This window comes from Streptomyces sp. NPDC002790, assembly GCF_040295505.1.
Classification (GTDB): Bacteria; Actinomycetota; Actinomycetes; order Streptomycetales; family Streptomycetaceae; genus Streptomyces.
The window spans coordinates 15,218-29,231 of the sequence record NZ_JBEOVM010000055.1 but is presented as its reverse complement, the minus strand read 5'-3'; the positions used below and the strand labels follow the sequence as shown (position 1 = coordinate 29,231).

Annotated in this window: 12 protein-coding genes; 7 read left to right on the top strand and 5 right to left on the bottom strand. The window is 68.4% G+C overall.

The window, feature by feature from the left end:
* Positions 1 to 987: an ABC transporter ATP-binding protein gene (locus tag ABT004_RS22880; protein WP_351339884.1), complete on the top strand. Its 987-nt coding sequence runs from the start codon at positions 1 to 3 to the stop codon at positions 985 to 987.
* 26 nt (positions 988 to 1,013) lie between these two features.
* Entirely contained in the window at positions 1,014 to 1,811 is a 798-nt protein-coding gene (locus tag ABT004_RS22875) for a DUF1707 SHOCT-like domain-containing protein (protein WP_351339881.1), read from the top strand.
* A 247-nt stretch (positions 1,812 to 2,058) separates the two neighbouring features.
* Here ABT004_RS22875 and ABT004_RS22870 read toward each other — a convergent pair whose 3' ends face one another.
* A complete protein-coding gene (locus tag ABT004_RS22870; protein ID WP_351339879.1) occupies positions 2,059 to 3,378 on the bottom strand; it encodes an SGNH/GDSL hydrolase family protein in 1,320 nt (439 codons plus the stop codon).
* A gap of 337 nt (positions 3,379 to 3,715) precedes the next feature.
* On the opposite strand from ABT004_RS22870, the gene ABT004_RS22865 reads away from it, so the two are divergent.
* From ABT004_RS22865 to ABT004_RS22855, 3 genes are all read left to right on the top strand, one after another.
* Entirely contained in the window at positions 3,716 to 5,134 is a 1,419-nt protein-coding gene (locus ABT004_RS22865; RefSeq protein WP_451192642.1) for a DUF445 domain-containing protein, read from the top strand.
* Between the two features lie 224 nt (positions 5,135 to 5,358).
* Entirely contained in the window at positions 5,359 to 6,363 is a 1,005-nt protein-coding gene (locus tag ABT004_RS22860) for a GlxA family transcriptional regulator (RefSeq protein WP_351339873.1), read from the top strand.
* Positions 6,364 to 6,368: 5 nt separating this feature from the next.
* Positions 6,369 to 6,764: a VOC family protein gene (locus tag ABT004_RS22855; protein ID WP_451192609.1), complete on the top strand. Its 396-nt coding sequence runs from the start codon at positions 6,369 to 6,371 to the stop codon at positions 6,762 to 6,764.
* Between the two features lie 11 nt (positions 6,765 to 6,775).
* On the opposite strand, the gene ABT004_RS22850 is transcribed toward ABT004_RS22855, so the two are convergent.
* Both ABT004_RS22850 and ABT004_RS22845 read right to left on the bottom strand, forming a co-directional pair.
* The gene (locus tag ABT004_RS22850) at positions 6,776 to 7,084 is read right to left on the bottom strand and encodes a hypothetical protein (protein WP_351339871.1); all 309 of its coding nucleotides are present in this window, start codon (positions 7,082 to 7,084) and stop codon (positions 6,776 to 6,778) included.
* A 90-nt stretch (positions 7,085 to 7,174) separates the two neighbouring features.
* Positions 7,175 to 7,648 carry a carboxymuconolactone decarboxylase family protein gene (locus ABT004_RS22845; protein ID WP_351339869.1) on the bottom strand — a complete coding sequence of 158 codons (474 nt, stop codon included), beginning with the start codon at positions 7,646 to 7,648 and terminating at the stop codon, positions 7,175 to 7,177.
* 198 nt (positions 7,649 to 7,846) lie between these two features.
* Here ABT004_RS22845 and ABT004_RS22840 point away from each other — a divergent pair, with 198 nt between their 5' ends.
* Entirely contained in the window at positions 7,847 to 8,953 is a 1,107-nt protein-coding gene (locus ABT004_RS22840; RefSeq protein WP_351339867.1) for a putative endonuclease domain-containing protein, read from the top strand.
* A gap of 159 nt (positions 8,954 to 9,112) precedes the next feature.
* Here ABT004_RS22840 and ABT004_RS22835 read toward each other — a convergent pair whose 3' ends face one another.
* A complete protein-coding gene (locus ABT004_RS22835; RefSeq protein ID WP_351339864.1) occupies positions 9,113 to 9,961 on the bottom strand; it encodes a helix-turn-helix domain-containing protein in 849 nt (282 codons plus the stop codon).
* A gap of 220 nt (positions 9,962 to 10,181) precedes the next feature.
* Between ABT004_RS22835 and ABT004_RS22830 the strand changes: the two genes are divergently transcribed.
* Positions 10,182 to 10,784, top strand: a complete 603-nt coding sequence (locus ABT004_RS22830; protein WP_351339862.1) for an ATP-binding protein — start codon at positions 10,182 to 10,184, stop codon at positions 10,782 to 10,784.
* A 45-nt stretch (positions 10,785 to 10,829) separates the two neighbouring features.
* Here ABT004_RS22830 and ABT004_RS22825 read toward each other — a convergent pair whose 3' ends face one another.
* Positions 10,830 to 13,976, bottom strand: a complete 3,147-nt coding sequence (locus ABT004_RS22825) for a DEAD/DEAH box helicase (RefSeq protein WP_351339859.1) — start codon at positions 13,974 to 13,976, stop codon at positions 10,830 to 10,832.
* Positions 13,977 to 14,014 lie beyond the last annotated feature (38 nt).

Here is a 14,014-nt window from a genome sequence, read left to right as displayed (position 1 = left end):
GTGGCGCCCACAGGTGACGAGTTCATCCGGCTCGACGAGGTCGAGAAGGTCTTCGACGTACGCCGCAAGACGGGCTTCATGCGGCGGGAGCGGCGTGAAGTGCGGGCCGTGGACTCGCTGAGCTTCAGCGTGCGGCGCGGCGAGATGGTCGGCTACATCGGGCCGAACGGGGCCGGGAAATCAACAACCATCAAGATGCTGACGGGCATCCTGACCCCGAGCGCGGGACGCGTGCGGGTCGCGGGCATCGACCCGTCACGCGAACGGGCGCGCCTGGCCCAGCGCATGGGCGTGGTCTTCGGACAGCGGACGACACTGTGGTGGGACCTCCCGCTGATCGACTCGTACCGCCTGATGCGCCGCATGTACCGCATCGAGGAGAGCCGCTACGCGGAGAACCTGGACCGATGCGTCGAACTCCTCGAACTGGGCGATCTGTTGGACGCGCCGGTACGTCAACTGTCGCTCGGGCAGCGGATGCGCGGGGACATCGCCGCGGCGCTGCTGCACGACCCCGAGGTGCTGTACCTGGACGAGCCGACGATCGGCCTCGACGTCGTCTCGAAGGTCAAAGTACGCGGATTCCTGAGGGACTTGAACGCCGACCGCGGCACGACGGTCCTCCTGACGACGCACGACCTCACCGACATCGAGCAGCTGTGCCGCCGCGTGATGGTCATCGACCACGGCAGGCTCATGTACGACGGCGAGCTGGAGGGCCTGCACGCGACGGGCGGCGCGGCGGCGGAGCGCACGCTCGTCGTGGACCTGGAGCGTGAACTACCGCCGCTGGACGTGGAGTTCGCGCGGGTCGTGAAGGTGGAGGGGGCGCGGCAGTGGCTGGCGTTCCCGGCCGGGCAGTCGGCGGCGCCGCTGGTTGCGCGAATCGCCGAACGCTACCCGCTGGCCGACCTGTCGGTGCGCGAGCCGGACATCGAGGCGGTCATCGCGCGGATGTACGCGAGGGACACCTCCGTAGCGCCTTGACGGCAGTCGTCCGTACGCTGACCCCTATGACGGACGAATCCGGCTCTACGCCCCCGGTCCCTGAACTCCGCGCCTCCGACGCCGACCGTGAACTGGTCGCCGAACGGCTGCGGGACGCCCTCGCGGAGGGCCGGCTCGACATGGAGGAGTTCGGCGAGCGGCTCGACGCGGTGTATCAGGCGCGTACGTACGGTGAGTTGGCCCCGCTGACGAAGGACCTGCCGGTGGGAGCAGGCTCTACTGGGGCCGTGAGTTTCGTGAAGGAGCCGCTGCCGGAGGGGGCCGTCGACTGGGCTTCGCGGATCCGGGGCGAGGCGAGTTCCACGTGGGGCGTCGGGATCATGTCCGGGTTCCAGCGCAAGGGGCGGTGGACGGCGCCGCGGCGGTTCAACTGTTTCGCGTTCTGGGGTGGCGGCGAGCTCGATCTGCGCGAGGCGGACTTCGAGGCGCGCGAGGTCGTGATCAACTGCGTGGCGGTCATGGGCGGCATGAACGTCGTCGTGCCACCGGGCGTGGAGGTCGTGGTGCGCGGCATCGGCATCATGGGCGGCTTCGACCACAGCGAGGAGGGCGTGCCGGGTGACCCGGGCGCGCCACGTGTGGTGGTCACCGGTTTCGCCTTCTGGGGCGGCGTCGGCGTGGAACGCAAGGTCACCCGTGCGGAACGCCAACGCCTCAAGGAGGACCGCCGCCGCGAGAAGCTGGAACGGCGGGGCCGTCACCATCAGCTCCACCAGGACCGCCTGGAGCGCCACCGCGAGGCCATCGAGGACCACCTCGACCGCTGGGAGGACCGCCACGACCGACGCCGGGGACGCGACTGACCGGGTCCCCGGGTGGGCCGGTACCGGGTCCTGGGCCCGCGTCATGGGCGCGCCGCACCGTGGCGCCGCCTTGCCCACCCTGCCGCCCAAGGCGGCAGAGCGCCCAAGGCGACGTGGCTGACGGAGCCGCGCATATTAAGCCCCTGCGGCGATTGAGCAGGCCTTTCCAGCCCCGCCGGCGTTTGAGGCGCGGGGTCCGGGGCGGAGCCCCGTGGCGTGGGAGGACGCTCCCGGTGACCGCCGGAGGCTAGAGTTCCGCCCCGGTCGACCCCCGCAGCGACGCCACGTCAAGCGCCTCCGCCATCTTCCGGTACCCCGCATCGCTCGGATGCAGATGGTCACCCGAGTCGTACTGGTCAAGCAGCCGCCGCGGATTGTACGGATCCCGCAACGCCCGATCGAAGTCGACGTAACTGTCGAAGACCTTCCCGGAACGGATCTCCCCGTTCACGGACTGCCGAACCGCCTCAAGGTTCGGCCGATACCCCGGGTGCCCCTGGAACGGCATGAGCGTCGCCCCGACCACCCGCAACCCCCGCGCATGCGCCTGCCGCGTCATCTCCCGCAGCCCGCCCACGATCTTCGCGGGATCGGTCTGCTGCGGCGTACGCAGAATGTCGTTGATGCCGAGGTCGATGATGACGGCACGCACCCCGGAGCGGCTGAGCGCGTCCCGCTCGAAGCGGGAGAGCCCGCTCGGGTTGTTCGCGGGCCGGCCGAACCCGTCGGCCAGTATCCGGTTCCCGCTGATGCCCTGGTTCACGACGCCGTAGCGCGGCGCACCCGACTCCGTGCGCAGCCGCTCGGCGAGTATGTCCGTCCACCGGCGGTTGGCGCCCATCGTGGAGGTGATGCCGTCCGTGAGGGAGTCGCCGATGACGACGACGGTGCCCTGCGCCTCGTTGCTGAGCACGTCGACGGCGCTGAGGTAGCGCCAGTACGGGCTCTGCTGGTTGTAGAGCGTGCCGCTGGGTTCCTCGGTGCGGTCGCCCCGGGCCACGTACGACATCTGGCGGGCCTGCGGGTGGTACGTGACAGGGCCCGACGGCGTCGGCGAGTACGTGGTGACCAGCATGTCCGAGTCGCTCGGCACGGTGATCCGCAGCGCGTCGCTCACGACCTGCCGGCCGGGCTGGATGACGACCGAGGAGTTCCCGGAGAACGTCAGGCGCCGCATAGTGTCGGACAGGGCCGTCGGATTGTTGGGCGCCGAGGCCACGGCGATCGACGCGTGCGTGATGCGCAGCGGCGACTGCCCGTACAGGTTCGACAGGGTGATGCGCGCCGCGTTGCCACCGACGGTGGTGTGCACGATGTTCCGGATGGAGTGACCGTAGAACCCGTTCGTCTCCGTGCCGGGCTCCCCGCCGGCGGGAGAGGCGGACCAGGTGCCGGCCCACGTACCGGTGGAGGCGGGGGCGGCGGAGCTGCGCGGGTGCGCGCCGCCGGCCTGTATGTCGTCGTCGCCGCCGAAGACTCCGGAGAAGCCCACGTAGATGGCGGCAGAGATCACCACGACGACCGCGACAAGTGCGGTCAACAAGGCATAACCGTGACGCTTGGTCATGCGGTGTGTGTCTCCTCGGGCAGGGGGAGCCCGAGGCTCCGATGTGATGAACCCATGATGCGTCATGGGGCGGGTGGAGGCCGACACTGGCCCCCCTCCGGACAGGTAGACGCCGGGAACCTTTGGTTCGTTCCGGGAGTAGGTCAGGAGGGGACAATGTGTGAGGCGAATGACAGTCGAGTCGAAGTCGACGAGTCGGGCCGATGACCGATGCGGAGTGGGCTGAGTGGACGGCGACGTGAAGCGCGGGGCGCAAGGGGCGGGCGGCGCCGAGAGCGGGGCCGCGGGCACCCGGGCGAGCAGGGCGGTCGAAGAGGCCGAAGTGACGCATAAGGCGATCGAGGGTTCTGAACCGGACAACGAGCAGCATTCCCGCGCCACACCGGACCAATCCACCCCGGGCGGAACCGCCGGAACCCCCGGAGCCCCTGGAACCGCCGCGCCCCCAGGCCCCACACGCCCTGCCGGCCCCGCCCACCCCACCCGCCGCTTCGTTGCCGAGTTCACCGCGGCGGACGAGGAGAAGCGGCGCGGTGTGCGCCGGATGAAGCTGATGGCGACCGGGCTGCTGGTCTTCGTCGCGCTCGTCTACGTACTGGCCACATGGGCGGAGCACGCGGGCGCGGGCGCCTGGACGGGTTACGTCGCGGCGGCCGCGGAGGCGGGCATGGTCGGTGCGCTGGCCGACTGGTTCGCGGTCACCGCCCTGTTCCGCCACCCGCTCGGCCTGCGTATTCCGCACACGGCGATCATCCCCACCAAGAAGGACCAGCTGGGGGTGTCGCTCGGCGAATTCGTCGGCGAGAACTTCCTGTCGGGCGATGTCGTACGGGACCGGTTGCGCGCCGTCGGCATCGGCAGCCGCCTCGGTTCGTGGCTCGCGGAGCCGGAGCACGCCGATCGGGTGACGGCGGAGCTCGCGACGGCGCTCAGGGGCGCCCTGACCGTGCTGCGCGACTCCGACGTGCAGGCGATCGTCGGTGAGGCGATCACGCGCCGCGCGGACAACGCGGAGATCGCGCCGGGCCTCGGCAAGATGCTGGAGAAGGTGGTGGCGGACGGCGGCCACAAGCGCGTCGTCGACCTGGTGTGCGCCCGCGCGCACGACTGGCTGGTGCTGCACTCGGACTCGGTGATGGACGCGGTGGAGGGTGGCGCCCCTGGCTGGACGCCCCGCTTCGTCGACAAGCGCGTCGGCGAGCGCGTCTACAAGGAGCTCCTCCGCTTCGTGACGGAGATGCGCGACATGCCCGAGCACCCCGCGCGCGGCGCCCTCGACCGCTTCCTCTCCGACTTCGCCGCCGACCTTCAGGCCGACTCCGGGACCCGGGACCGTGTGGAGCGCCTGAAGTCGGAGATCCTGGGCCGCCCCGAGGTGCAGGACATCATCGCGTCGGCCTGGTCCGCGGTCCGCCAGATGATCGTCGCGGCGGCCGAGGACGAGCAGAGCGAGCTGCGCCTTCGCGTACGGGCGTCGCTGCTCTCGCTGGGCCACCGGATGGCGGAGGAGCCGGATGTCAGCTCCAAGATCGACGGCTGGGTGGAGGGCGCCGCGGTCTACGTCGTCACGACGTACCGCACGGAGATCACGTCCCTCATCACGGACACGGTCGCGGGCTGGGACGCCGAGCACACGACCCGCAAGATCGAGGCCCACATCGGCCGCGACCTCCAGTTCATCCGGATCAACGGCACGGTGGTGGGTTCCCTGGCGGGCCTGCTGATCTTCACGGTGTCGCGGGCACTGGGGGCGTAGGGCCGGTCCGGCCGGGGGTGGGTCGGGTGGCCGGGGTTCCCCGCGTGTGTCGGTCGCCCGCCCTCAGGCCACGGGGCTCTGCCCCGGACCCCGCGCCTCAATCGCCGGCGGGGCTTGACAGGCGGCGAGGAGGCCCGCCGCTGGATGGCCCGGGTGGCCCGGGTGGCCGGGATGGCCGGGATGGCGGGGATGGCCGGATGGGCATGGCGTGGAAGGATTTGGCCATGAGGTTCAACGACGGTCGACGCGCGCCCGCCCCGACCTCCGTCGCGGTCCTCGTACGGGACGGTGTCCTGCCCATGGAGCTCGGCCTGGTCCACCAGCTCTTCGGTACGGCCCGCGATCCCGCCACGGGTGAGCGCCTCTACAAGGTGACGACGTGCGCGCCCCGCCCCGGCCGCATCCGCACGGATGCCGACTTCCCGGTCTACGCGGAGCACGGCCTGGAGGCGGTGGCGGCGGCGAACACGGTCCTCGTTCCGGCCTCGCACGAGCTGGACGAGCAGCTCGAACCAGGCGGCCTGGACGAGGAGTTGGCGGCCGCACTGACGGCGGCCCGCGACCGGGGCCGCGTGGCATCGATCTGCACGGGCTCGTTCGTCCTGGCGGCGGCGGGCCTCCTCGACGGCCGCCGGGCGACGACGCACTGGATGTCCTCGGCCCACTTCGCCCGCACGTTCCCGTCGGTGACGGTCGACGCGGACGTCCTCTACGTAGACGAGGGGCGGGTGTTGACCTCCGCCGGGGAGGCGGCGGGCATCGACCTGTGCCTGCACATGATCCGCGAGGACCACGGCGCGGCGGTGGCGGCGGAGCTGGCGCGCCGCACGGTGGTGCCCCCGCACCGGGAGGGCGGCCAGGCGCAGTACATCCAACGCCCGGTGCCACTGGAGGAGTCGGCCGGCTCGACGTCGACGTCCCGCTCACGCGAGTGGGCACTGGGCCGCCTCTCGGACCCCCTCACACTGGCCCAACTGGCGGCCCGCGACGCCATGTCCATCCGCACGTACAACCGCCGCTTCCGCGAGGAGACCGGCCTGACCCCGATGACCTGGCTGAACCGCCAACGGGTCGACCGGGCGAGGGAGTTGCTGGAACAGACGGACCACACCGTGGACCGCGTGGCGGCGGAGACGGGCTTCGGCTCCGCGACATCGCTGCGACAGCACTTCCAGACGGTGCTGGGAGTGTCGCCGGGCGCGTACAGAACCACATTCCGGGGACGATGACACCCATGCCGACCGACGAGACGCACACCCACCCCCACGTGCACCCCCACATCCGCCGAGCAGTCCCGAATGTGGAAGTGCCCGACGAGACGGGGATGGAGACGAACCGCGACTTCTACGGAACGCTCGGCTTCCGCGTGGCCATGAACATGGGCTGGATCATGACCCTGGTCTCACCCTCCGACCCCACGGCCCAGATCCAGTTCTTCACGCACGAGGCGACGGCCCCGGTGGTGCCGGACATCAGCGTGGAGGTGGACGACGTCGACGCGGTCTACGCGGCGATGCGCGCCGCGGGCGCCGAGATCGTCCACGACCTGCGGGACGAGGAGTGGGGCGTGCGCCGCTTCTTCGTACGGGACCCGCAGGGCAAGGTCGTGAACGTCCTGACGCACCTTTAGCCAGCAGCAGGTCAGACGGCCTTGCGGTCCACGAGTACGTACGACGCCGCCGCGACAGCACCCGCGACGCCGAACACCGCGGGCCACGCCCCCACCTTCTTGGCCAGCGGGTGCGACCCCGCGAAGGCGACGACGTACGCACCCGTCAGCGCCCCCGCCACCTTCCCGCCCCGCGTCCGCTTCCACTGCGTCGCGGCGGCGGCCCCGGCCACGGCGAGCACGGCCCCGCCCAGCGGCCGCTTCTTGGTGAACCGGGCAGTGGCGTAACCCCCGACGAGTCCGGCGGCGGCTATCGGGGCGGTGGGGAGGGCGCGGGCCATGGGGTGAACCTCCTGCGTAGTGGTGTCCGGGAGTGGTGTCCGGTGGGCGGGCCGGGACCCGCCCATTTGTGAGGTTACGCCCTGGGTCCGTCAGGCGAACTGGCCGGGCTGGTAGGACCCGGCGGGCATCTGCACCATCACGTTCATGCGGTTGTAGACGTTGATGATCGCGATCAGCGAGACGAGCGCGAGGAGCTGCTCCTCGTCGTAGTGCTTCGCGGCGTTCGCCCACACCTCGTCCGGCACGCCGCCGGCCGCGTCGGCGATCCGCGTGCCCTGCTCGGTCATTTCGAGCGCGGCGCGCTCGGCGTCGCTGAACACGGTGGCCTCGCGCCAGGCCGCGATCAGGTTGAGCCGCTGCTGGGTCTCGCCGGCGTGGGCGGCGTCCTTGGTGTGCATGTCGGTGCAGAACCCGCAGCCGTTGATCTGGCTGGCCCGAATCTTCACGAGCTCCTGCGTGGCGGCGGGAAGCGAGGAGTCGGCGACGACCTTCCCGGCGGAGTTGATGTGCTTGATGACCTTCCCGGCGAGGGGGCTGGTGAAGGGGTTGAGGCGGGCTTCCATGGCGGTCTCCTCGTGTACGCCCTGCGCGGGCCTTGTTGATGGCTACGTAGATGTGACGGAGCCGAGAGCGCGAGTGTGACACCCCAGAATGTGATCTGGGTCTCACGCCTCGGCGGGACTGTGACGCGAAATGGCGACGCGGTGGTGCTGAGCCGTCACAGTCCGGTCCGAGCCCTGCCACGGGCCGGATACGGAGAGGTGAGCGCGCACGGAGGCGGGGACGAACCCAACGTGAACCACACCGCCTCCGTGCGCGCCTTGGCCCGCCACCCGCTCGCACTCACCCAGGACCAACTCCTCACGCGCGAACAGCTGATGGAACTCGGCTGCGCGAACTCGACCACGAACCACCGTTGCCGCCGCGGTGGCCCGTGGCAGCGGCTGCTGCCGCGGGTCCACCTCCTCCACTCCGGCACCCCGTCCCCACGCCAACGCATGCGCGCGGCGCTCCTGTACGCGGGTGAGCACGCCCTGCTGACCGGGCACGCGGCACTGGCGACCCACGGTTTCCGCGCGGCCCCGCGCCCGGAGCGCTTGCGGTGGGTGGACGTACTGGTTCCGTACGAGGGGGCGGGCGCGCGCGGAACGTCGTACGTGAAGGTGCACCGCACGCGGCGCCTGCCGGAGAACCACCCGATGGCGGGCCTGCGCTGCGCGGCCGTCGCGCGGGCGGTGGCGGACGCGGTGCCGGGCCTGGCGTGCGAACGAGACGTGACGGCGCTCCTTGCGGAGGCGGTGCAGCGGGGCTTTTGCACGCCGGAGGAGCTGCTGGCGGAACTGGCCGCGTCGCGGCGCCGCTACGCCCCGCACGTGGCGCGGGCGACGGACCACCTGACGGCGGGCGTCCACTCACCGCTGGAGGCGGACGCCCGCGCACTCATCCACGCCTACGCCCTCCCGGAACCCCTGTGGAACCCGAACCTCCACGACCCCCTGACCGGCGCCTTCCTGGCCCGCCCGGACGCGTACTGGCCGGCGGAGGGCCTCGCCCTTGAGGTCGACTCCCGCGAGTACCACCTGGACCCGGCCTCCTGGCGCCGCACCCTCTCGCAGCGCAACCGCCTCGCCGGCGCGGGGCTGCGGGTGCTGGCCATCACGGCGGAGGACCTGCGGGGGCGGGCGGAGGGGGTGGCGGGTGAGATTCGTGCGGCGCTGGCCGCGGCGGGGCGCCGTCCGGCACCTGCGTTGGTCGTCAACCCGGCGCGGCGGGGCGGGGGTTCTACGGTTGGGCCCGAGGGGCGTGGGGGGCGGGGACCTGGAGGGAGAGCAGGAAGTGGGCCCAGGGGCGGGGGCCGAAGGGGATGACGGCTCCGTCCGTGCACTTGGAGTCGCGTACGAGGACAGAGTGGCTGGACTCCATCGCACACTCCAGGCACTCGCCACCGGCACCGTTGCTGTAGGACGCCTTGAACCAATTGAGCTGGTGGGTGTCCTCGCCAGACGTGTACTGGCGTGCGTTGGTCGTCACCGTGCGTACTCCTTGGTGATGCTTTGGATCATTTGAAGGGAACGTTGCGGACTCAGTGCAGCAGCCCGAAGCCCGTCGAAGGCTCTCGTGTACTCCCGAACATGGTGCTCCCCTTCGAGGTACGTGGCGTCGGTGATGCCGTCTCGATATACGACGTCAGGGTCCTCCTGGTCGGGGAAGCCCAGGATCGTGAAGGATCCGGTCAGAGGGTACGTACTCGCGTCGAATGGCAGAACCTGCAAGGTGACCGAAGGGAATTGCGCTACCACCGCCAGCTGTTCCAGCTGCTCACGCATGACCGCACGGTCTCCGATCACGTTCCGCAGCGTCGCTTCGCTGGCCACGAACCATGTGTCCGGGGCGTCCTCACCTGTCAGCATCTGCTGGCGTTCGAGACGTACGTGGACAGCTCGCTCAGCGTCGTCCGGCTTCATGTGCGAGCCGGCGAAGTGCAACTCCCGGATATAGGCGGGTGTCTGCATCAATCCGGGCAGGATCTCGCACTGGTACTGCCGGAACGAAGACGCTTCCTGTTCCAGGCCGATGTAGATGTTGAACCACTCCGGGACGCCTGTCCCATGAACCTGCCACCAGCCCTTCGTCTTGGCTTGCCGCGCAAGGGACTTCAGGAACTCCCGCAGCTCGTCGGTGGTCTCGTAGAGCCGACAAAGTGCCTCCACGTCGGACGGTTGAACCCGCCCGTGACCGGTCTCCATCCGGTTCACCTTGGAGCCGCTCCAGTCCACCGCGGCTCCAACCTGCGCGCAGGTCATGCCACTTGACTCACGAAGCCTCTTCAACTCAAACGACAGTCGCCGACGTCGTGCAGTCGGAGATCCAGCCATCTCGACACCCTCCTCGCTAGCGAGGATCAGTCTCCGCGCCAACGCCCGTGCTTGCCAATCACTCGAAGGTGGGAATCCCGTACTGCAAATTGCAAGTAGGGATGCTTCGACGTCACTCTGGTAGTGCGATTGGAAGCGTGTCGAGAGCAATGAACTCGCTGAGCGTCGCCGGCAGTTGGTGCATGGCGCCCCAGCGGTCGTGAACCTCAATGGAGAGGGAGTGCTCGTGATCCAGCAACACTGCATGCTCCGCAAGCCCTGGAGCCTGGCCTTCGCGGCCGAGCCTGAGGAGCTGGCGCCCCTGCGGCGCATCGCGCGGATGCACCTGAGGTTGTGGGGCCTGAATCACCTGGATGAAGCGGTAGAGCTCTGCGTGACCGAGATGGTGGCGAACGTCATCGGGCACGTGGGGCCCGGGACGCCTACAGAGCTGACGCTCTCCATGAGCGGCACGTACCTACGCATTGAGGTACTGGACCCGGACTTGCGGGCGCTTCCGACGCTGCTGGTCGGGGCGCTCGACTCGGAGACCGGTCGAGGCATGCGCCTCGTCGACGCCGTGACGGACCGCTGGGGCGTTCTCCTCAAGGCTGACCGGAAGGTGGTCTGGTGTGAGTTGGCCACTGGGCTCGTCGACGCGAAAGGTCATCTGGCGCATGCGAACGTTGATCGAGCGGCCGCGCTGCTCGGGTTGTCCGGGCAGACGGCGGTCGAGGTCATCGCCGACATGCTGTGCTGGGCTGACGCACACGGGCTCGACGTAGATGAGGTGGTGGAGAGCGCCGAACTGCGTTGCGAGAGCGAGATGCGTACGCGTAGATGAGTTGGCACTTGCCGTGCCAACTCGTCAACGAGGGACGGGCATTAGCTAGGCAACGGCCGACGCGTATGTCCACACGTCCGCAGGAAGTTCGTGGTGGAGACGCCATGTGATGGACATGGGCTTGCTTCCGGAGTGGGACTCGTACGTAGCCGGGCCGAGCAGCATCCATGGCTGCGCCTTGCCGGTGTCTGTGTCCTTGTAGCGACGCATGAAGAGGAGGATGTGACTTCCGCGTTGGGCGTGCTGCTTGTAGCGCATCCCGGTACGGGAAGTGTCTGCGGTCGCGTTCTGCGACTCCCAATGGAAGAGGCTTGGACTCAGGGCGTAGTCCTTGTAACGGACCGTGGGAGAGAAGTCCTTCTCGTTCTTTTCGAGGGTGATCAGGAGCGTGTCCGTCTGGTTGGCCTCATCCCATAGGACGCCCTGGGCGAATGATCCGGGCATCTGGCCGCCGAACCGGGCTACGCCGAGGGCAGCCAGGATCTCTGAGCGGTTGTATGCGCTGTGGATCTTCAGGGGCAGATGCGCGTGCGGGCCTTCCAGCGGGATGGGGAAGTGGTCGGCCTCGTCCATTACGTAGTCGAGTACCTGGCGCAACTCATCGCGTAGGGCCGTCTGCCCGCGCAGCGATGCCAGGCCTTCTTCGTAGGAGCTGAAGCCCCCGGCCTTGTCCCACAGGGTGAAGAACAGCATGCGTGCGAACGTCTTGTCCGTCGCGTTCAGGGCCTCGTAGACAGGTGCATCGTCGCCCAGGACACGCTTGTAGGCCGCCGCACGTTCTGGGTCGTCGACGTGGAGGAACGCGTGGACGCGCTTCAGCAAGTCGCTCTCCCCTGATTGTTCGGAGGTGTCTGCAAGCCCAGCTCGGCGTAGGACGGTGGTCCACGAGTTGCTGGACTTGTACAACTCCTTGATCTCGCGTCGGCTCTCCCTCAAGTAGTCGGCGAGGCGTGGAGTGCTGTAGGCGCTGACCTCCTTAGCCAGCGTCTGAATCGTGGCCTTGATCTGCGTGCGGATGTTGTCCAGCACCAGGTCCTTGGACTTCCCCTCAAGGATGATCTGGCAGCCAGAGGGCAACTGTGGGAAGTCGTGCTCGGCGTGCTCAAGGAGGCGGTTACGCGACAGGTTCGTCATCGCGCGGAACTGCTCCTCGAACCGGAACTCGGCGCGGTGCTGCCCGATGAAGTCCAAGACCGTCAGAACCGGCTTGTTCGGTGTGCGGCGGAGGCCGCGGCCGAGCTGCTGGAGGAACACGGTGGCGCTACTCGTCGGGCGCAAGAGCAACAACGTGTCGACGTCAGGAATGTCCAGGCCCTCATTGAAGAGGTCGACGGAGAAGAGGACTTGGATCCTCCCTGACTTGAGGTCATCTAGAGCTTGCTCCCGGACCTCAGGCCTCGACTCACTGTCCAGCGCCTTGGCCTGGAAGCCGGCCTCTTGGAAGCACTTGGCCATGAAGTGAGCGTGCTTGCGAGAGACGCAGAAGCCGAGCGCCCGCATGCTCCCCGGGTCGGACACTTTGTCCCGGATTTGTTTGATGACGATACGGGCGCGGGCGTGGTCCGCCGAGAAGAGTTCGCCGAGCTGACTCTGGTCGTACGTTCCGGAACGCCAGCTGAGGCGGCTCAGGTCGGTTCCGTCAGGGACACCGAAGTAGTGGAACGGACAGAGGAGGTCGTTATCGAGGGCTTCCCAGAGCCGCATCTCGGCGGCGATGCGACCACCGAAGAACTCGCTCTGCACATTGAGCCCATCCGCCCGCTCCGGGGTGGCGGTGAGTCCTAGAAGCTGCCTGGGCTTGAAGTGGTTGAGTACGCGGCGATACGTCGTGGCCGTGGCGTGATGGAACTCGTCGACGACGATGATGTCGAAGTGCTCGGGGCTGAACTGGTCGAGTCGCTGGTCGGTGAGGGACTGGACGCTGGCGAAGACGTGCTTCCAGTCGCGGGGGAGTTCGCCGCTGAAGAGCAGCTCGCCGAACGAGGCGTCGTCGAGCACCTCTCGGTACTTACGCAGCGACTGCTTCAGGATCTCCTTGCGGTGCGCGATGAAGAGGAGCCGCGGATGCTCCTTGCCACCCCACTGTTGATGAAGGTTGCGGAAGTCCAGGGCGGCCATGACGGTCTTCCCCGTCCCTGTGGCTGCGACCAACAAGTTGTGGTCATGGCCCCGCACTTCGCGCTCTACACGAAGGCGCTCCAGCATGTCGGCCTGATGCGGATAGGGCCGGACCTCCAGCCCGGAGAGGCTGATCTTGAGGTCATCGCCAGACGTTGAGCCGCCAGCCACCCCGAGCGCTTCGTCCAACTTGGCGGCGTCGCGGTCGGGGTCGTAGGTCTCGAAGGAAATGTCGTTCCAGTACGAGTCGAAGCTCGCCTCGAATTTCTTCAAGACGGCAGGTGTAGCCACCGACGACAGCCGTACGTTCCACTCAAGTCCGTCGAGCAATGCGGACTTGGAGAGGTTCGAGCTGCCGACGTAGGCGGTGTCGAATCCACTGTTCCGGCGAAACAGCCAGGCCTTGGCGTGCAGCCGCGTGGACCGTGTCTCGTAGTTCACCTTCACCTCGGCACCGAAGTCGCGAACGAGACGGTCCAGGGCGCGGCGGTCGGTGGCACCCATGTAGGTCGTGGTGACGACACGGATGGGTACACCGCGTGCGGCGGCCTCGCGTAGGGAGTTCTCCAGCACGCGGATGCCGTACCACTTCACGAAGGCGCAGAGGAGGTCGATGCGGTCGGCCACGGCTAGTTCAGCCCTGAGCTCCGCTCCGAGGCTGGGATCTTCGGGCGAGTTCGTAATGAGGGCCGTTTCAGAGAGTGGTGTCAGCGGGCGCACCGCATAGACCCCGGGCGCCTCTTGCTTGGCGAGGGCGAGCAGCTGATGCGGGCCGTCCTCAATCTGTTGCGTGTCCGCATATGAGTCGTCCGAGGGGGCTGCCGACTCCAAGGCAGCCATGATCGTGTTGGCTGTCGCGACCTGCTGGTCGTGTGGCAGTTGTTGGAGGCGCCGACCGATTGCTTCGCCGAGATGATGTGCCAGGACGTGCGGAGTTGACTCCGTGGTCACCTCTCCTTCGATGGCCTTCCAGCCCGCAGCCTGGAGCCGCATCATGTCGCCTCGAAGAGCTCGGGTGATGAGCCTCTCGTGTACCCCTGGCTCGAGCGGTCCTGACTGGTGTGGCTTGGCCATCTGTCCCCCTGGGTGCTCTCGATCGCAGATCGGTAGTG

Coding starts and splice junctions, on each gene's coding strand:
- ABT004_RS22875 (WP_351339881.1), top strand. CDS start 1,014: ATGACGGACGAATCCGGCTCTACGCCCCCGGTCCCTGAACTCCGCGCC.
- ABT004_RS22870 (WP_351339879.1), bottom strand. CDS start 3,378: ATGACCAAGCGTCACGGTTATGCCTTGTTGACCGCACTTGTCGCGGTC.
- ABT004_RS22860 (WP_351339873.1), top strand. CDS start 5,359: ATGAGGTTCAACGACGGTCGACGCGCGCCCGCCCCGACCTCCGTCGCG.
- ABT004_RS22855 (WP_451192609.1), top strand. CDS start 6,369: ATGCCGACCGACGAGACGCACACCCACCCCCACGTGCACCCCCACATC.
- ABT004_RS22850 (WP_351339871.1), bottom strand. CDS start 7,084: ATGGCCCGCGCCCTCCCCACCGCCCCGATAGCCGCCGCCGGACTCGTC.
- ABT004_RS22845 (WP_351339869.1), bottom strand. CDS start 7,648: ATGGAAGCCCGCCTCAACCCCTTCACCAGCCCCCTCGCCGGGAAGGTC.
- ABT004_RS22835 (WP_351339864.1), bottom strand. CDS start 9,961: ATGGCTGGATCTCCGACTGCACGACGTCGGCGACTGTCGTTTGAGTTG.
- ABT004_RS22825 (WP_351339859.1), bottom strand. CDS start 13,976: ATGGCCAAGCCACACCAGTCAGGACCGCTCGAGCCAGGGGTACACGAG.